We start from the raw sequence: 16,130 nt of genomic DNA, 5'->3' as shown, positions 1-16,130 counted from the left end.
CGATGGTGAAATCAAAGGGGGTGTCGGGGTGACACAAGTGTCTCGCTTGCGCTGCAAGGAAAAGATGTCGTTGGATACGGCGCGGCTGGTGGTGCTCTATGCGGAGCTGGGACAGGACGGGGCGGAGCGGGTGATCTGCGCCACGGTCGAAGATCTCGCCTTCCATCTCAGCGCGTTGGAAGAGGCCACGAAATCGGGCCAATGCGGCAAGCTGCGCCGCGCAATCGTCGAAGTGATGGAGCTTGCCGAACAGGTCGGGCTGGTGTCGATGGTCAGCACGGCGCGCGACCTTCTGGAGTGCATCTCGGGTGGCGATGCGGTGGCGCAGGCGGCGGTGATGGCGCGGCTGGGCCGGATCGCGGAACGCTCGCTCACCGAGGTCTGGGATATCGGCAACCTGTCTTCCTGAGGCGTGATCGATCGGCCCTTGCGGGCAGGCGCGGCAACGCTAGGCTCTGGGACGAAAGCAACCACCAGAGCCAAGGAGCCGCCCCCCATGAGCGCAGACAAGACCGCAAACGTGCCCGCCGAGTTTTCCTTTCTCGCCCCGCGCCCCGCGATGCGCTTCGCCGAGGCGGACGCGCCCGCGCGCGCGCTGATCGCCGTTGCGCCCGAAGGATTGGAGCAGGCTCTGGCCGATCTGCCTCCCGCGCAGCGCGCCTTCGTCGAAGCGACGGGCTTCAAGGCGAGCGCAGGTCAGGTCGCGCTTCTACCCGGGCCGGACGGTGCGGAGGCGGCGCTTCTGGGCCTCGGGACTGACGCGGCACGGGCGCGCGAGCGGTTCTCTCTGACGCGCGCGGCCTCGGCGCTGCCCGAAGGTGCATGGCGGATCGAGGGAGATTTGTCTGAAGAGTTGAAGGCGGAAACGGCGCTTGGCTGGTTGCTCGCGGGCTATCGGTTCGGCCGCTATGCCGAAGCCACGCCGCCGAAAGCGCGGCTGGTCTGCCCGGAGGGCTTGGACGCGGCGCAGATCGAAGCCGTGGCCGAGGGCGAGGCCTTCACCCGTGACCTGATCAACACCCCCGCCTCTGACATGGGCCCGGACGAGCTGGAGGCCGCCGCGCGCCTTCTGGCCGAGCGTCACGGCGCAGAGGCCAATGTGATCAAGGGCGACGACCTTCTGACTCAGAACTTCCCGATGATCCACGCGGTGGGCCGCGCCTCCCCGCGCACGCCGCGGCTGATCGAGCTGAGCTGGGGCCGCGAAGGGCCGGCGCTGACGCTCGTCGGCAAGGGCGTCTGTTTCGACACGGGCGGGCTGAACCTCAAGCCCGGCGCTTCGATTGGGCTGATGAAGAAGGATATGGGCGGCTCGGCCACCGTTCTGGGCCTGGCCCATATGATCATGGCGACCGGCGCGAAGCTGCGCCTGCGCGTGCTGGTCCCGGCGGTGGAGAACTCGGTCGGCGGCGACAGTTTCCGCCCCGGCGACATCCTGACCAGCCGCAAGGGGCTGACCGTCGAGATCAACAATACCGATGCCGAGGGGCGGCTGGTGCTGGCCGACGCGCTGGCCTATGCCGATGAAACCCCGCCCGACCTGATGATCTGCATGGCGACGCTGACGGGGGCGGCGCGGGTCGCTCTGGGGCCGGACATCCACCCGTTCTACACCGATGACGAGGGCGTCGCGCAGGCTTTGGCGACGGCCTCGGGCGCGGTGGCCGATCCGCTCTGGCGGATGCCGTTCTGGACGCCCTACGAGGCGAAGATCGAACCCGGCATCGCCGATCTCGATAACGCGCCCTCGGGCGGTATGGCGGGCTCGATCACCGCGGCGCTGTTCCTGCGCCGCTTCGTGACCGAGACAAAGCGTTTTGCCCATTTCGATATCTACGGCTGGCAACCCGCCGCCGCCCCCGCCCGACCGAAAGGCGGGGTCGGGCAAGGCGCGCGGGCGATCTTTGCCGCTCTGCCTGAGGTGCTGAAATGACCGACCGTCGCCGCCTGCCCTATTCGGGCGCGTTCGCGCTCGAGGCCCTGCGAGGACAGGTCGAGGCGGAAGGCTTCACCCATGGCATGCCCGCGCGGATCGTCGTGCCCGTGACCGATCTTTGCCCCGAGCCCGGAAGCTTGCGTGACCGGCAGCTTCTTTTTGGCGCCGCGGTGACTGTGATTGACCAGCGCGACGGCCTCGCCTTCGTGCAGGCCGCATGGGATGGCTATTGTGGCTGGATCGCCGCCGATACCTTCGGCACGCCCGAACCTTCCACCCATGTCGTGACCGCGCCCGCCACGCATGTCTATCGCGAGGCGGCGATCAAGCGCGGCGAAGTCATGCAGATCTCGATGGGCGCGCATCTGTCAGTGACCGGGGACGACGGAATGTTCGCCGTGACCGCCGAGGGCTTCGTGCCGCGCCAGCATCTGCGCGCGCTCGATCGGCCCGAGGACGATCCCGTCGCGGCGGCCGAGCGGCTGCTGGGCACGCCCTATCTGTGGGGCGGCAACAGCCGTGCGGGGATCGACTGCTCGGGTCTGGTGCAGATCGGTTTCGCGCTGTGCGGGCAATCCGTGCCGGGCGACAGCGACCTGCAATGGGCGGAGATGGGCGAGGTGGTGCCGGAGGGCGCGCCGCTGCAGCGTGGCGACCTGCTGTTCTGGAAAGGCCATGTCGCGCTCGCCTGCGATCGCGAGAAGATGATCCATGCCAACGGTCATACGATGAGCGTGGCCTATGAGGGCATCGAGGCCGCCAAGGCGCGGATCGCGGCGGCGGGCGAAGGGCTGTATCTGGGGGTGAAGCGGGTCACGCGGTAAGGGACGCGCCCGAGCCTTGGGTGGGCGCTTCGATCCGCCTGTGGCCAGGCGCTTTATCTCGCAAGCCCGAGTGACGGTTATGCGCGCGATGACCTCGCCAATGCGCCCTCCCGGGGGGAGGGTCGGGCGCGGCCCGGGCTGGTCGCCCGGGCGGCCCCTCGTCTCCGAGAACACCGCCAAAAGAAAAACGCCCGATCTTCCGACCGGGCGCTTCCAAATCCAAAAAGGCCGAACCCTCAGCCCTTCTTGAGCACGCGGTTGCCCAGCGTCTCGGCGATCTGCACCGCGTTCAGGGCCGCGCCCTTGCGCAGGTTGTCCGACACGCACCAGAGGTTCAGGCCGTTCTCGATGGTCGAGTCCTGACGGATGCGCGAGATGAAGGTGGCGAAATCGCCGACGCATTCGACCGGGGTGATGTAGCCGCCATCTTCGCGCTTATCGACGACCATGATACCGGGCGCTTCACGCAGGATGTCGCGCGCTTCGTCTTCGTCGAGGAAGTCCTCAAACTCGATATTTATCGCTTCGGCATGGCCCACGAAGACCGGAACGCGCACGCAGGTCGCGGTCAGCTTGATCTTCGGATCGACGATCTTCTTCGTCTCGGCGACCATCTTCCACTCTTCCTTGGTGGAGCCGTCGTCGAGGAACACGTCGATATGCGGGATCACGTTGAACGCAATCTGCTTCGGATAGACCTTCGGTTCCACTTCCTGACCGGGGACATACATGCCCTTGGTCTGGTCCCAAAGCTCGTCGATCGCGGCTTTGCCCGAACCCGACACCGACTGGTAGGTCGAGACCACGACGCGCTTGATCTTGGCGCGGTCATGCAGCGGCTTGAGCGCAACGACCATCTGCGCGGTCGAGCAGTTCGGGTTCGCGATGATGTTTTTCTTCGCGTAACCGTCGACGGCTTCCGGGTTCACCTCCGGAACGACCAGCGGCACGTCCGGGTCATAGCGATAGAGCGACGAGTTATCGATCACCACGCAGCCCTGCTTGGCGGCAATAGGCGCGTATTTCTTCGTGGCGTCCGAGCCGATCGCAAACAGCGCGATGTCATAGCCGGTGAAATCGAAACCCTCGATATCTCTAGTCTTCAGGGTCTGATCGCCAAAGCTGACCTCTGTGCCGAGGCTCCGGCGCGACGCGAGCGGCACCAGTTCATCGACCGGGAACTGGCGCTCGGCCAGGATGTTCAGCATTTCGCGGCCCACGTTCCCCGTGGCGCCCGCAACGACGACTTTATAGCCCATGAGGACCTCCTTGCTCGAATAGAACGCGGCTTCCTACCGCTTTACGTCAGGAAATGAAAGAGGCTCGACGCGCAGTCAGTTCCGAATGATGCGCGGATCGGAGGCGAGAAACCCACCAACCATCTCCGCTTCCGCGGCGAAATCATGCGGCACCTTGTCGGCCGAGCGCCGCCCCGACAGCGAGAGCGAGGCGAAGAAATCGAAGCCATAGAGGTCGAGCCGCGCCAGATCCGAGCGCAGGAGCATCTCGATCAGCATCGCCCCGGTGGTGGGCTGCGCGCCGAGCTTGAGCTTCAGCCCCTCGTAGTCGTCCAGCGGATGCAGGTAGAAACCGGGGCTCGTGGCGGTCTGCCAATCGAGCCGCTTGCGCTTATGGCTCATCCACAGGATGCGCGAAGGGGCGATGCGGGCGCGCTCGGCCTCGGGTAGCGAGGTCGCAAGCGCCAGCCAGTCGGTGCGCGTGCCGTGGCTCGTCGCCGAGGGCATCGGCGCGCGGTTGATCCGGATCACCACGTCATGCGCGTCGATCTCTGCCCCCGCCTGCCCTTCGGCAAGTGCGCGGGCATTGCCGACCAGCGCCACGGATTTGTTCGCGAGATCGCCCAGCAACGCCTTTTGCGAAACGGAGAGCGCGGCCAGCGGGGCCTCGCGCCGCAGCGTACGATTGATCAGAAATCCGAGCCGGGTCATGCGATGGGTTTAGCTCATGCCATCGCCGCTGTCGCGGGCGAAAACGTAGAAAACCAACCCGATCATCAGCGGCGCAAGGAAGAACGCAAAGAGCAGCCCATAGGCCACCGCGGGCGTATGCCCCACCGAGACCGCGTCGAACACGGGCCGAGAGGCGAATTGCATCGCGGCCACGCCCATGATCGAGAACATGTTGTGCAGCGTCACGCCCCGGCCCGTCAGATGCGGCGGGTAGAAGGTGCGGCCATGCGCCATGATCACCGGGAAGGACGCGCCGAAGAAGCCGATCGCCGCCAGAAGCACCGTCGCCAACCACAGCGACTGCCCCGGCAGCACGAAGAGCACCGCCAAGGCCACGGCCAGCACCGCATTGCCGTAAAGCGCGACCCGCTTGTGGCTGCCGAAAATCTTGTCCGCCGGGCCATAGGCGAAATTGCCCGCGATCATCGCGAGGCCCATCACCAGCGTCACCTTGCCGATCAGTTGCGCATCGGCTCCGAAGACATCGGCCAGATAGGAGCCCGCCCAGACGCCGCGGATCCCGGCAGCGGCGGTGTAATTCGCGACCGTCAGCGGTAGCAGCACCCAGAAACCCGGCAGGCGCAGCACGTCGAGCGCGGTGCCGCGGCGGCCTGAAGGCTGCTCCACCCGCTCGGGATCGCGCGCAAGCCACAGGATCAGCGCCGCCACCAGCAGCGTCAGCGCCGAGAGCGCCCAAAGCGTCTGACGCCAGCCGAAAGCCTCGATGGAAGCCGCAAGCGGGGCCGCGCCCGCGAGGTTGCCAAGGCTCCCCGCCCCGATCATCGAGGCCGCGAGCGTGCCGAATAGCGCCGGCTTGAAGCTGCGCGCGAAGATGAAATAGCTGCCCACCAGAACCGGCGCGCAGCCCGCCCCGATCAGGATCATCGCGATGTGGATACCCATCGGCCCCTGCGCCATCGCGAAGACGGCAGCGCCGCCGCCCCCGCCAAGCGCCATCAGCACGCCCACGGTGCGGCGCGGCCCGATCCGGTCCAGCGCCTCGCCGATCGGGATCTGGATCAGCGCAAACGCCCCGTACCAAAGCCCCAGAGACACGGCGAGATCGCCCGGCGTCACGCCGATTTCCTTGCCCAGAACGGGTGTCAGAACGGCCAGACAGGTGCGGTAGAACTGGCTCAGAAGATAGGCGCCCACAAGCGAGGCGATCGAGATATACATGCGGGGGCTCCTTCCTTCGCGCGCACGCTCGCCCAAGGCGCGGGCAATGGCAAGAGCACACGAGCCCTGTCTCGTTAACCCCCGCCCCCTTGTCTTGGCCCTTGCACAGGATCAGGATAAGGGACGCATGACGTGACGAGCGCGAGGGATGCCCGAATGGAACTGACCCGCCTGATGATGCGCCTCTATTTCGACAAGGCGATGCTGGGCCCCGGCAAGGTGCGGCTGCTCGAGGAAATCGCCGAGCACGGCTCGATCTCTGCGGCGGGGCGCGCGATGAAGATGAGCTACAAACGTGCGTGGTCGCTGGTCGAAGAGATGAATGCGGGTTTCAAGGAACCGCTGGTGGACCGCGCGCGGGGCGGGGCGAAGGGCGGCGGCGCGTCGCTGACGCCCGAGGGCGAAGCAGTCCTCGCAGCCTATCGGCGGCTGGAGGAGAAAGCCCGCGAGGCAGGCACCGAAGAGATCGCCCTGATCGGCGCGATGGTCGCTGACTGAGGTCCCCAAGGTCCTTGCGCCGGATCAATGCGCATCGAGCTAAGGTTCGCGCATCCTGCTGGCAGTCGCCAGTAACGGACCAAGACCATGTTCGATCTTTCGAAGAAGATTGCCGCGCGCGTCGCGACCCTCGGGCTCGCAGCCGCGCTTGCAGCCTGTATGCCGAGCGGCACCTCCGGCGCGCAGACGCTTGCCGCCAAGGTGGAAACCCTGCGCGCCTATGACCTCGCGACGGTGGACGGCAAGGCGCCCGCGCGGGCGATCCGCTTCTATATCGGAGAGAATTCGCGCTTCGCCGTCTGCGGGCATTGCCTCTGCGTGACCGGGGTGATGTTCGCCCCCTACCCCGCGCTTGGCATCCGGCCGACCTCGGCCTCGCCCACGTTCGCCTGCGAGCAGGAGACGCCGGAGTTCAAGGCCGATGCGGGCCTCGCGCAGCTCTTCTTCGACATGAAGCAGGCGCAGGTCGAAGGCACGGCTGTCACCTTCACCGGCAGCGGCGACCATGTGATGGTGTTCCAGCGCGGCGGCACCGATCTCACGCCGCCCTGACCTGCCCCCAGACAGCAAAAAGCGCGGGAGTTACCCCCCGCGCCCGTCATTTTTCACCGATCGTAGATGCCTCAGGCGTCGACCGTCTCGACCTGCTTGGCCTCCGACCTGGTCGGGCCTGCAATCTCGATCCGGCGCGGCTTCAGCGCCTCGGGCACTTCGCGGACGAGATCGAGATGGAGCATCCCGTCTTCATGGGTGGCCCCGGTGACCTTCACATGATCGGCCAGCGCGAAGCGGCGCTCGAAGGCGCGGGTCGCGATGCCACGATGCAGGTAGGTGCGGCCGGAATCGTCCTCGGCCTTGCGACCGGTCACGATCAGCGCGCCGTCCTTCATCTCGACGGTCAGCTCGTCCGATCCGAAGCCCGCGACGGCGATCGAGATGCGATAGGCATTCTCGTCGGTCTTCTCGATATTGTAGGGCGGATAGGTCGGCTGCGCGAGATCGCTGGTCAGCGCACGGTCCATCAGATCAGCCACGCGGTCGAAGCCCACGGTGGCGCGGTAAAGGGGCGAAAGATCAAAGCTTCGCATATCATCATCCTCTCTTGAGCGATGGTTATGAAACCCGCCCCGTGCGGGGCCGGGCAGTTGGGCGCCAGAACCCTCATCAGGCATTCCGGCACTCATAAATTTGGGAAATCTCTCGCGACGTTTCAAGAGGTACGCCGCTTCGGGCCAAGCCCTTAGGGACGAACGAATTTCGCCCCGGTTGAGCCCCCGCCGGACAGGATACGCGGCTGGCCCTGCGCGGGCTCCGTGCGCCGGATCTGCGGCGCGGCGGAGGCGCTGGGGCCGGCGCTGGGGGATACGGCGCGGATCAGGCCCCGCCCGCTGCGCAGAGCGGATTTCAGCTGCGCGACGATCGCGGGCAATTCCATCCCGTAGGCGCGCGAGACGCCATTCTTGCGCGAGCCCGAGGAAACCAACGACACGATCTGCGCCCGCCCGCCTGCGGCGAGCCCCGAGCGGTCGAAGACCGGCGCCCCCGAGGAGCCGTGATTGACATCGCAGTCGAAGCCGATCAGCCCCTTGGCCTGCCCGAACACGCGGCACGCCTTTTGCCAGGACAGCGCATCGGCCCGGCCCTGCGCGTAAGACACGACCGACACTTCCGCCCCCGCGGCAGGCACCGCGCCCACGCGGAAGGGCGCTGCGACCGAGGTCGGGATCGGCGTAGACAGCTGCAGAAGGGCGACGTCGTGACGCACGGTGTCCACCGAGAGCGGCACAAACGGGTTATAGTCGGGATCGGCGACCATTGCGGCGACCGGGCGCGCGGCGACCTCCGCCCCGTCGGTTTGGGCTGCGGCAAAACCAAGGGTCGCCGGGTCTCGCGGCCCTTTGGCGCGCCGGTCGTAGATACAATGGCCCGCCGTCAGCACCAGATCGGGCGCGATCAGAACGCCGGTGCAGTAGCCGTCAGCGCCGATGGTGACCTTGCCCACGGCCTCCCAGCCGAAGAGATCGGCGCGTTGCGACAGCCGGTCGAGCGCGGAATTGCGCGCCTCCTGCGCCTCGCCCATGCCACCCAGCAGAGCCAGAGCCACCACGCCGAAGATGATCCGCTTAACACCCATCGCGCTTATTTCGCCTTGATGAATTTTGCCCCGCCCGCGCGAATTTCGCGGGTGGTGGCGACGTTGTCGCGGCTCTCGATGGCCTGCCGCAGATCGGCGACCCCACTGGCCAGCGCCCCGATAGAGACCGGGCGCGCGCCCATCTCGGCCTTGGCGGAGACCACCGAGACGATCTCGGGGCGGCCATTGGCGAAGCTGAAAACCGGCGAGCCGGAGGCCCCGAAATCGGCCGAGCAGCTCATCACCACCGTCGCGCCCGCACGTTCCAGCACCGAACAATTGCGTTGCAGCGACGGCGCCTCCGAGCGGCCCTGCGCATAGGACAGAACGCCCACTTCCTCGCCGCGATAGGGCGCGCTGCGCGACACCTTAAAGGGCTGAAGCTGCGGCAGGCGGATCGGCTGGGCGAGCTTGATCAGCGCCAGATCGAATTCCGAACGCTTCACGCCCACCGGCCCGCCATAGTGATAAGAGGGGTGCAGCACCGCGCGCGACACTTTTCGATAAGCCTCGGCACGGCCATTGCGCCAGCCTGCGCGAAACTCGATCTCGCGTGCGTCGATCAGCGCGCCGCTGCGCTTGTCATAGAGGCAATGCCCCGCCGTCAGCACCAGATCGGGCGCGATCAGCGTGCCGGTGCAAAAGCTGCCATGCCCCAGATCGAGCCGCCCCACCGCCTCCCAGCCGCGCGTGTCGTCGCCGGTCTCCAGCGCGCGCAAGGGCGTCGCGTGGGTGATCGTCTCGGCCCGCGCCAGCACAGGCAGGGCAGTCAGGCAGGCAAGAGCGAGAGCAAGAAGGCGCATCGGGGCTCCGAAGATTGCGGGGCGTTTCGCCTTTCGTAGCGCCCCGATGCGGCCAGATTGTGGCGTGGATCAGGCCTGTGCAAGCGCCGGTGGCTTCGGCCCGCCCGTCGCCCAGTCCAAAAGTTCGACAGTGTGGACGACGGGCACCTCGGTGCCGCCGCCGATCTGCACCATGCAGCCGATATTGCCCGCCGCGATCACTTCCGGTTCCTTCGCCTCGAGCGTCGCCACCTTGCGCTTTTTCAACTCGTCGGAAATCTCCGGCTGCAGCAGGTTATAGGTGCCCGCCGAGCCGCAGCACAGATGGCTGTCGGCAGGCTCGACCACCTCGAAGCCTGCCTGTTTCAACAGGTCCTTCGGCGCGGATTTGATCTGCTGGCCATGCTGGAGCGAACAGGCCGCGTGATAGGCGACCCGCATCCCGCCCTTGCCCTCCGGCAGGCCGATTTTCACGAGGAATTCCGACACATCACAGGCCAGACCCGCGACCTTCGCCGCCTCCTCGGCCATCGGATCGTTGCGGAACATATGGCCGTAATCCTTCACCGTCGTGCCGCAGCCCGAGGTATTGATGATCACCGCATCCAGATCGCCCTCGCTCAGATAGGCACGGATGTTGCGCGCCGCCTGCGAATGGCTCTCGTCCTCGCGGCCCATGTGATGCGAAAGCGCCCCGCAACAGCCGAGATTCTTCGGGATCACCACCTCGCAGCCCAGCCGCCGCAGCAGCCGGATTGTCGCATCGTTGATATCGGTGTTGAGCGCCCGCTGCGCGCAGCCGATCTGCAGCGCCACGCGGTATTTCTTCTCGCCCATCGGGGCGAAGACCTGTGCATCGTCATTGCGGCTGACCGGCGGGATGGTCTTGGGCGCCATGCCCACCATCGCGCGTAAACGCTTGTCCGGCAGCAGCCCCGCGAAGGGTTTCGCCAGTTTCGCCCCGCCCATCGCCAGACGGAAGCGGCCCGGATAGGGCACGATCTTCGCCAGCGTCCAGCGCAGCAACCGATCCATCATCGGGCGCTTGTAGGTTTTCTCGACATGGGCGCGGGCATGGTCGATCAGATGCATGTAATGTACGCCCGAGGGGCAGGTCGTCATGCACGCCAGACAGCTCAGACAACGATCGAGATGCTTGACCGTCTTCTCATCCGCGGGCCGGTCGTTCTCCAGCATATCCTTGATCAGGTAGATGCGCCCGCGCGGGCTGTCCAACTCGTCGCCCAGCACCTGATAGGAGGGGCAGGTCGCGGTGCAGAACCCGCAATGGACGCAGGCGCGCAGGATCTCGTTGGAGCGCGCGACGCCGGGATCTTTCAGCTGTTCGGGCGAAAAATTCGTCTGCATCAGCCCATCCTTCCGGGGTTCAGAATACCTTTGGGGTCGAATTGCGCACGCAGCGCGGTGGTCAGCGTGGCGATCGGCGCGGGTTCGGGCTCGAAGGTCACGCCCGCCGCGCCGCGCATGCAGGTCGCGTGGCCGGTATAGAGCGAGGCCAACGCACGGGCGTCGCTGCCTTCGGGCAGAAGCGCCCAGATCAGCCCGCCACCCCAGTCGAGCAGCACCTCGCCACCCAGACGCGCGACGATCTCGGAGGCCTCCGACGGCTTCACCGAAAGCCGCCACAGATCGCCGTCCTTGCCGATAAACGGCTCCAGATCGCGCAGGCTTTGCCAGATCGCGGCCGAGCCCTCTTCCTCGACCCGCACCGGGCCGAAAGGCTCCATCAGTTTGCGCAACTGCTCCGCCCGGTAGGCGACGGATTCGGCCAGCCCCTCGACCCGCACCACCGCACCGTGACCGGGCAGCCAGCCCGCACCGGACACGTCGTAGGGCGAGCCCAAAGCCGCCGCCAGAGCCACCTGCGCGGCCCCTGCGGGCAAGTCGATCACAACCGTCGCCTGAGACGGGGCTGCTGGCAGCAGCTTGAAGGCCACCTCGCTCATCACCCCGAGCGTGCCCCAGCTTCCGGCCATCAGCTTAACCAGATCGTAGCCGGTGACGTTCTTCATCACCCGGCCACCGTTCTTCACGATCTGCCCGCGCCCATCGACGAACCGCGTCCCGATCAGGCTGTCGCGACAGGCCCCCGCCTGCACACGCCGCGGCCCCGAGACGTTCGCCGCCACGACACCGCCCACGGTGCTCGTACCCGGCACACCCAGAACCGGCCCCCAATTCGCGGGCTCGAAGGGCAGGCGCTGGCCCTCGGCAGCAATCGCCGCCTCGACTTCGGCCAAGGGCGTCCCCGCGCCCACGACCAGCGTCAGCGCGCCCGGCTCATAGAGCGTGATCCCAGAAATCCCGACTTCCAGCGGCTCACCCAGACACCGGCCCACAGGTCGCGTGCCGCCTCCGCGCACGGCCAGCGCGCCACCCGCATCCCGGACGGCCTCGGCCAGCTGCGCCTCGCTCTCAACTCTCATGAAATCTGCCTTCCTCTTGGCAAAAATATCCCGGGGGCTCGCGTCAGCGAGCGGGGCAGCGCCCCTCCCGGCCGTCAGCTCGCACGGCGGCTCGCGCTCGCGCCCAGCGGGAACACCTTCGCCGGGTTCAAAAGCCATTTCGGATCGAACACGTCCTTCACCCGCATCTGCGCTTCCAGATCGGCGGGCTCGAACTGCACATCCATCAGGTCGCGCTTCTCGATGCCCACGCCATGCTCGCCGGTCAGACAGCCGCCCGCCTCTACGCAGAGCTTCAGGATCTCCGCGCCCAGCTTTTCGCATTGCTCCTGCTGACCCGGCTCGTTGGCGTTATACAGGATCAGCGGGTGCATATTGCCGTCGCCCGCGTGGAAGACATTGGCCACGTCGAGCCCGTAATCTTTCGACAGCTCGCCGATCCGGCGCAGTACGAAGGGCAGCTCCGAGACCGGGATCGTCCCGTCGAGACACATGTAATCGTTGATCTGCCCCATCGCGCCGAAAGCGGATTTCCGGCCCAGCCAGATCCGCGCGGCCTCGTCGGCCGATTGCGCCTCGCGGAACTCGACCGGCTCGTGACGGGTCGCGATCTGGCGGATCATGCCGATCTGCTCGTCGATCTCGGCCGGGCTACCTTCGCATTCGACGATCAGCAGCGCCTCGCAATCGGGATAGCCCGCGTGGCAGAAGGCCTCGGTCGCCACGATACAGGGACGGTCCATGAACTCGATCGCGACCGGCAGGATACCCGCCTTGATGATATCGGCGACGCAGGCGCCCGCGACTTCGTTCGAGTTGAAGCCGATCAGCACGGGCCGCGCGCCTTCGGGCTTGGGCAGGATCTTCAGCGTGGCCTCGGTCACGACGCCCAATTGCCCCTCCGAGCCGCAGATCAGCCCCAGAAGATCGAGCCCGCCCGCGTCCAGATACGGCCCGCCGATCTCGACCACCTCGCCCTCCATCGTGACCAGCGTCACGCCAAGGAGGTTATTCGTGGTCACCCCGTATTTCAGGCAATGCGCGCCGCCGGAATTCATCGCGATATTGCCCGAGATCGCGCAGGCGAGCTGCGACGAGGGATCGGGCGCATAGAACCAGCCGTCGCTTTCCACTGCGCCGGTCACGGAGAGGTTCGTGCGCCCCGCCTCGACCCGGATGAAGCGGTTCGTGTAATCGGTCTCGAGCACGGCATTCATCCGCGCGAGGCCCAGCACCACCGAATCCTCCTGCGGCATCGACCCGCCCGCAAGCGAGGTGCCCGCGCCGCGCGGCACCACCGGCACGCCCAGCTCGTGGCAGGCCTTCAGCGCCGCCGCGACCTCCGCCGTCGACCGCGGCAGCACCACACCCAAAGGCTGGCAGCGATAGGCCGAAAGCGCATCGCACTCATAAGCACGCGTCTCGCTGGGGTCGTCGATAACCGCATCCGCAGGCAGAACCTCGCGCAGGCGGGCGATGATCTGCGGCTTGCGCGCCAGCAGATCCTCCTTCGGCTTGGGCATTTCCATGGCAAACTCCTCCCGGTTGGTCAGAAAATATAACCAATAAGCCCCGGTGACAAGAGAAGCTGCATCGCGCTAACTGTCGATATGATGACGACGTTTCATATCGGCCCGCTGGGGCCACTCGACCTCGCGGCGCTCGCCCTTCTGGTCGCCTGCTGGATGGTGATCGGCTGGACGACCGAACATCCGAGTGCCGCCCGCCCTTCGATGGGCAAGTTGATGGAGAGTTATCGTCGCGAATGGATGCGCCAGCTTGTGACGCGCCAGCCGCGGATCTTCGATTCGGCGATGGTGGATGGGCTGCGGCAATCGACGACCTTCTTCGCCTCGTCTTCGCTGATCGCCATCGGTGCCGGGCTGGCGCTGATCGCGAATCCGCAGCCGCTCGCGAATCTCGCCGATGATTTCGACATCGCGCGCGGCCCCGATCTGCTCTGGGAGGCGCGCATCCTCACCGCCGTTCTGTTCGGCGCGAATGCGTTTTTGAAATTCGTCTGGTCGCACCGGCTGTTTTCCTATGCCGCGATCGCAATGGCGGCGGTGCCCAACGAGCCCGAGGACCCGCTCGCCTATCCGCGCGCCGAGCAGGCGGCGCAGGTGAACATCAACGCCGCGAAAAGCTTCAATCGCGGGCTGCGCTCGGTCTATTTCGCGCTCGCGACGCTGGCGTGGCTGCTGGGACCCTATGCGCTCATTGCGGCGACGCTGTTCACGACGGGGATGCTATGGCGGCGTGAATTCGCCTCGGACTCGCGCCAAGCGCTGCTGCAAGACATCCCTGAGTGAGGGCCCGAATGACGGCCCGAGCGAGCTCCGCTTCATAGTGGCTGGCAGGGCTCGCATGATTTGGCTACACCCGAAGGCATGAGCAGTTTCCTTTCCGTCGAGCAATCCCTGACAGGCCGCCGCTGGATCGGCCCCACCCCCGAGGCCGACCGGCTGGCCGAGGCGATGGCGCAACAGACGCGCCTGCCCCTGCCGCTCGCCCGCATCCTCGTCGCGCGCGGCGTGACGCCGGAGGAGAGCGAGGGCTTCCTCGAACCCACGATCCGCGACCTGCTCCCCGATCCGCGCAGCTTACGTGACATGGAGCAGGCAGCCGCGCGGTTCCTGAAAGCGGTGAAGTCCGGCGAGAAGATCGCGGTCTTCGCGGATTACGACGTCGATGGCGGTTCCTCGGCGGCGCTGCTGATCAATTGGCTGCGCGCGATGGGGCGCGAGGCGACGCTCTATATCCCCGACCGGATCGACGAGGGCTACGGGCCGAACGTGCCCGCAATGGAGAGCCTCGGCGCCGAGCATCCGCTGATCGTCTGCGTCGATTGCGGCACGCTGAGCCATGAACCTGTGGCCGCCGCGAAACCCGCCGATGTCGTCATTCTCGACCACCACCTAGGCGGCGAGACCCTGCCGCCTGCGCTGGCCGTGGTGAACCCGAACCGGCAGGACGAGACCGGCGAGCTGGGCCATCTCTGCGCCGCCTCGGTCGTCTTCCTGATGCTGGTCGAGGCGAACCGGCAGCTTCGCGACGAAGGCGTACAAGGTCCGCCGCTGATGACGCTTCTCGATCTCGTGGCACTGGCGACGGTGGCCGATGTCGCGCCGCTCACGGGCTGCAACCGGGCGCTGGTGCGTCAGGGCCTCAAGATCATGGCCCGGCGCGAGCGGCCCGGCCTCGTGGCGCTGTCGGATGTGGCGCGGCTCGACCGCGCGCCCGCCGCCTATCATCTGGGCTTCGTGCTCGGCCCTCGGATCAATGCGGGCGGACGGATCGGGGCGGCCGATCTGGGCGCGCGCCTGCTGTCGACAACCGACCCGCATGAGGCGCAATCCATCGCGGAGCGGCTCGACCAGCTCAACACCGAGCGCCGAGAGGTCGAGAACGCCGTGCGGGAAGCCGCACTGACACAAGCCGAGGAACGCGGGCTGAATGCGCCGCTGGTCTGGGCGGCGGGAGCGGGCTGGCATCCGGGTGTCGTGGGCATCGTGGCCGCGCGGCTGAAAGAGGCGACGAACCGCCCCTCCGTCGTGATCGGCGTGGATGACGGGATCGGCAAAGGCTCGGCCCGTTCGGTCGCGGGCGTCGATATCGGGGCCGCGATCCAACGCGTCGCTGCCGAGGGACTGCTGCTGAAAGGCGGCGGGCACAAGATGGCCGCGGGCCTCACGGTCGAGGAAGACAAGCTGGAGCCCGCGATGGCGCGCCTGTCGGAGCTTCTGGCCAAACAGGGCGCGGGCGAAATCGGACCGCGCGACCTGCGCCTCGACGGGATGCTGATGCCGGGCGCCGCGACGCCGCAGCTGATCGAAGAACTCGACCGCGCAGGCCCCTTCGGCCAGGGCGCCCCCGCCCCGCGTTTCGCCTTCGCCGATATGGAAATCATGGGGCCGCGCCGGATCGGGGAAAGCCATCTTCGCTTTCTCTTCGGCGACGGTATGGGCGGTCGGATCGAGGCGATCTGCTTCGGCGCCTTCGACGGCCCGCTCGGCCCCGCGCTGAGCCAGCCGGGCGCGCAGCGCTTCCACCTCGCCGGGCGGCTGGAGATCAACACATGGGGCGGGCGCAACAAGGTGCAGCTGCGCCTCGAAGACGCCGCCGAAGCGTAACCGCTACCCCGCCACCGCACGCGGAAAAGGACTGTAATTCCAAGGCTTCCAACCTGCCGTAACGGAGGGGCAAAAACTTTCCGAAAATCCGCAATTACCCTCTTGCGAGTCACGGTTCTCTGGCCTAAACACCGCTCCACCTTAGGCAGGTATGCCCGGAAGGTTCAGAGTGGTCCGTTCGTCTATCGGTTAGGACGCCAGGTTTTCAACCTGGAAAGAGGGGTTCGATTCCCCTACGGACTGCCACT

General features: G+C 66.7%; 16 protein-coding genes and 1 tRNA gene. 8 read left to right on the top strand and 9 right to left on the bottom strand.

Features of this window, described 5'->3' with window-relative positions:
* Positions 1–64: 64 nt before the first annotated feature.
* The 3 genes from BMI86_RS19295 (at position 65) to BMI86_RS19285 (ending at position 2,760) form a co-directional block, all read left to right on the top strand.
* Positions 65–409, top strand: a complete 345-nt coding sequence (locus tag BMI86_RS19295) for a hypothetical protein (RefSeq protein ID WP_078542791.1) — start codon at positions 65–67, stop codon at positions 407–409.
* Positions 410–496: 87 nt separating this feature from the next.
* Positions 497–1,933: a leucyl aminopeptidase family protein gene (locus tag BMI86_RS19290; RefSeq protein WP_246831774.1), complete on the top strand. Its 1,437-nt coding sequence runs from the start codon at positions 497–499 to the stop codon at positions 1,931–1,933.
* Positions 1,930–2,760 carry an NlpC/P60 family protein gene (locus BMI86_RS19285; protein ID WP_078542790.1) on the top strand — a complete coding sequence of 277 codons (831 nt, stop codon included), beginning with the start codon at positions 1,930–1,932 and terminating at the stop codon, positions 2,758–2,760. The genes BMI86_RS19290 and BMI86_RS19285 overlap by 4 nt, the downstream gene beginning before the upstream one ends.
* Positions 2,761–2,996: 236 nt before the next feature.
* Here BMI86_RS19285 and BMI86_RS19280 read toward each other — a convergent pair whose 3' ends face one another.
* The 3 genes from BMI86_RS19280 to BMI86_RS19270 all read right to left on the bottom strand — a co-directional run bounded on the left by BMI86_RS19280 (position 2,997) and on the right by BMI86_RS19270 (position 5,909).
* Positions 2,997–4,019 (bottom strand): aspartate-semialdehyde dehydrogenase, encoded by a 1,023-nt coding sequence (locus BMI86_RS19280; RefSeq protein ID WP_078542789.1) that lies wholly within the window; start codon positions 4,017–4,019, stop codon positions 2,997–2,999.
* A gap of 75 nt (positions 4,020–4,094) precedes the next feature.
* The gene (locus BMI86_RS19275; RefSeq protein ID WP_078542788.1) at positions 4,095–4,709 is read right to left on the bottom strand and encodes a glycosyltransferase family 29 protein; all 615 of its coding nucleotides are present in this window, start codon (positions 4,707–4,709) and stop codon (positions 4,095–4,097) included.
* 9 nt (positions 4,710–4,718) lie between these two features.
* A complete protein-coding gene (locus BMI86_RS19270) occupies positions 4,719–5,909 on the bottom strand; it encodes an MFS transporter (RefSeq protein ID WP_078542787.1) in 1,191 nt (396 codons plus the stop codon).
* Between the two features lie 156 nt (positions 5,910–6,065).
* On the opposite strand from BMI86_RS19270, the gene BMI86_RS19265 reads away from it, so the two are divergent.
* Entirely contained in the window at positions 6,066–6,407 is a 342-nt protein-coding gene (locus BMI86_RS19265) for a LysR family transcriptional regulator (protein ID WP_246831773.1), read from the top strand.
* Positions 6,408–6,494: 87 nt separating this feature from the next.
* Entirely contained in the window at positions 6,495–6,959 is a 465-nt protein-coding gene (locus BMI86_RS19260; RefSeq protein ID WP_078542786.1) for a hypothetical protein, read from the top strand.
* A 71-nt stretch (positions 6,960–7,030) separates the two neighbouring features.
* Here the strand turns inward: BMI86_RS19260 and BMI86_RS19255 are convergent, their stop codons facing one another.
* The 6 genes from BMI86_RS19255 to BMI86_RS19230 all read right to left on the bottom strand — a co-directional run bounded on the left by BMI86_RS19255 (position 7,031) and on the right by BMI86_RS19230 (position 13,278).
* Entirely contained in the window at positions 7,031–7,495 is a 465-nt protein-coding gene (locus BMI86_RS19255; protein ID WP_078542785.1) for an Hsp20 family protein, read from the bottom strand.
* A 152-nt stretch (positions 7,496–7,647) separates the two neighbouring features.
* The gene (locus BMI86_RS19250; RefSeq protein WP_078542784.1) at positions 7,648–8,541 is read right to left on the bottom strand and encodes a serine protease; all 894 of its coding nucleotides are present in this window, start codon (positions 8,539–8,541) and stop codon (positions 7,648–7,650) included.
* Positions 8,542–8,546: 5 nt separating this feature from the next.
* Positions 8,547–9,344, bottom strand: coding sequence for a trypsin-like serine protease (locus tag BMI86_RS19245; RefSeq protein WP_078542783.1), 798 nt, complete (start codon positions 9,342–9,344; stop codon positions 8,547–8,549).
* 69 nt (positions 9,345–9,413) lie between these two features.
* The gene (gene glcF, locus BMI86_RS19240; protein WP_078542782.1) at positions 9,414–10,691 is read right to left on the bottom strand and encodes a glycolate oxidase subunit GlcF; all 1,278 of its coding nucleotides are present in this window, start codon (positions 10,689–10,691) and stop codon (positions 9,414–9,416) included.
* Positions 10,691–11,770: an FAD-binding protein gene (locus BMI86_RS19235; RefSeq protein ID WP_078542781.1), complete on the bottom strand. Its 1,080-nt coding sequence runs from the start codon at positions 11,768–11,770 to the stop codon at positions 10,691–10,693. The genes glcF and BMI86_RS19235 overlap by 1 nt, the downstream gene beginning before the upstream one ends.
* Positions 11,771–11,844: 74 nt before the next feature.
* Positions 11,845–13,278: an FAD-linked oxidase C-terminal domain-containing protein gene (locus BMI86_RS19230; RefSeq protein ID WP_078542780.1), complete on the bottom strand. Its 1,434-nt coding sequence runs from the start codon at positions 13,276–13,278 to the stop codon at positions 11,845–11,847.
* Positions 13,279–13,359: 81 nt separating this feature from the next.
* On the opposite strand from BMI86_RS19230, the gene BMI86_RS19225 reads away from it, so the two are divergent.
* The 3 genes from BMI86_RS19225 (at position 13,360) to BMI86_RS19215 (ending at position 16,128) form a co-directional block, all read left to right on the top strand.
* Entirely contained in the window at positions 13,360–14,061 is a 702-nt protein-coding gene (locus BMI86_RS19225; RefSeq protein WP_078542779.1) for a DUF599 domain-containing protein, read from the top strand.
* Positions 14,062–14,139: 78 nt separating this feature from the next.
* Positions 14,140–15,882, top strand: a complete 1,743-nt coding sequence (gene recJ / locus BMI86_RS19220; protein WP_078542778.1) for a single-stranded-DNA-specific exonuclease RecJ — start codon at positions 14,140–14,142, stop codon at positions 15,880–15,882.
* A 171-nt stretch (positions 15,883–16,053) separates the two neighbouring features.
* Positions 16,054–16,128, top strand: a tRNA-Glu gene (locus BMI86_RS19215).
* The last annotated feature ends 2 nt before the right edge of the window (positions 16,129–16,130 follow it).

It is taken from the genome of Thioclava sp. DLFJ5-1, assembly GCF_002020115.1.
GTDB lineage: Bacteria > Pseudomonadota > Alphaproteobacteria > Rhodobacterales > Rhodobacteraceae > Thioclava > Thioclava sediminum.
This window is presented reverse-complemented; position numbering and strand designations above follow the sequence as displayed.

Coding starts and splice junctions, on each gene's coding strand:
- BMI86_RS19295 (WP_078542791.1), top strand. CDS start 65: ATGTCGTTGGATACGGCGCGGCTGGTGGTGCTCTATGCGGAGCTGGGA.
- BMI86_RS19290 (WP_246831774.1), top strand. CDS start 497: ATGAGCGCAGACAAGACCGCAAACGTGCCCGCCGAGTTTTCCTTTCTC.
- BMI86_RS19285 (WP_078542790.1), top strand. CDS start 1,930: ATGACCGACCGTCGCCGCCTGCCCTATTCGGGCGCGTTCGCGCTCGAG.
- BMI86_RS19280 (WP_078542789.1), bottom strand. CDS start 4,019: ATGGGCTATAAAGTCGTCGTTGCGGGCGCCACGGGGAACGTGGGCCGC.
- BMI86_RS19275 (WP_078542788.1), bottom strand. CDS start 4,709: ATGACCCGGCTCGGATTTCTGATCAATCGTACGCTGCGGCGCGAGGCC.
- BMI86_RS19270 (WP_078542787.1), bottom strand. CDS start 5,909: ATGTATATCTCGATCGCCTCGCTTGTGGGCGCCTATCTTCTGAGCCAG.
- BMI86_RS19265 (WP_246831773.1), top strand. CDS start 6,066: ATGGAACTGACCCGCCTGATGATGCGCCTCTATTTCGACAAGGCGATG.
- BMI86_RS19260 (WP_078542786.1), top strand. CDS start 6,495: ATGTTCGATCTTTCGAAGAAGATTGCCGCGCGCGTCGCGACCCTCGGG.
- BMI86_RS19255 (WP_078542785.1), bottom strand. CDS start 7,495: ATGCGAAGCTTTGATCTTTCGCCCCTTTACCGCGCCACCGTGGGCTTC.
- BMI86_RS19250 (WP_078542784.1), bottom strand. CDS start 8,541: ATGGGTGTTAAGCGGATCATCTTCGGCGTGGTGGCTCTGGCTCTGCTG.
- BMI86_RS19245 (WP_078542783.1), bottom strand. CDS start 9,344: ATGCGCCTTCTTGCTCTCGCTCTTGCCTGCCTGACTGCCCTGCCTGTG.
- glcF (WP_078542782.1), bottom strand. CDS start 10,691: ATGCAGACGAATTTTTCGCCCGAACAGCTGAAAGATCCCGGCGTCGCG.
- BMI86_RS19235 (WP_078542781.1), bottom strand. CDS start 11,770: ATGAGAGTTGAGAGCGAGGCGCAGCTGGCCGAGGCCGTCCGGGATGCG.
- BMI86_RS19230 (WP_078542780.1), bottom strand. CDS start 13,278: ATGGAAATGCCCAAGCCGAAGGAGGATCTGCTGGCGCGCAAGCCGCAG.
- BMI86_RS19225 (WP_078542779.1), top strand. CDS start 13,360: ATGATGACGACGTTTCATATCGGCCCGCTGGGGCCACTCGACCTCGCG.
- recJ (WP_078542778.1), top strand. CDS start 14,140: ATGAGCAGTTTCCTTTCCGTCGAGCAATCCCTGACAGGCCGCCGCTGG.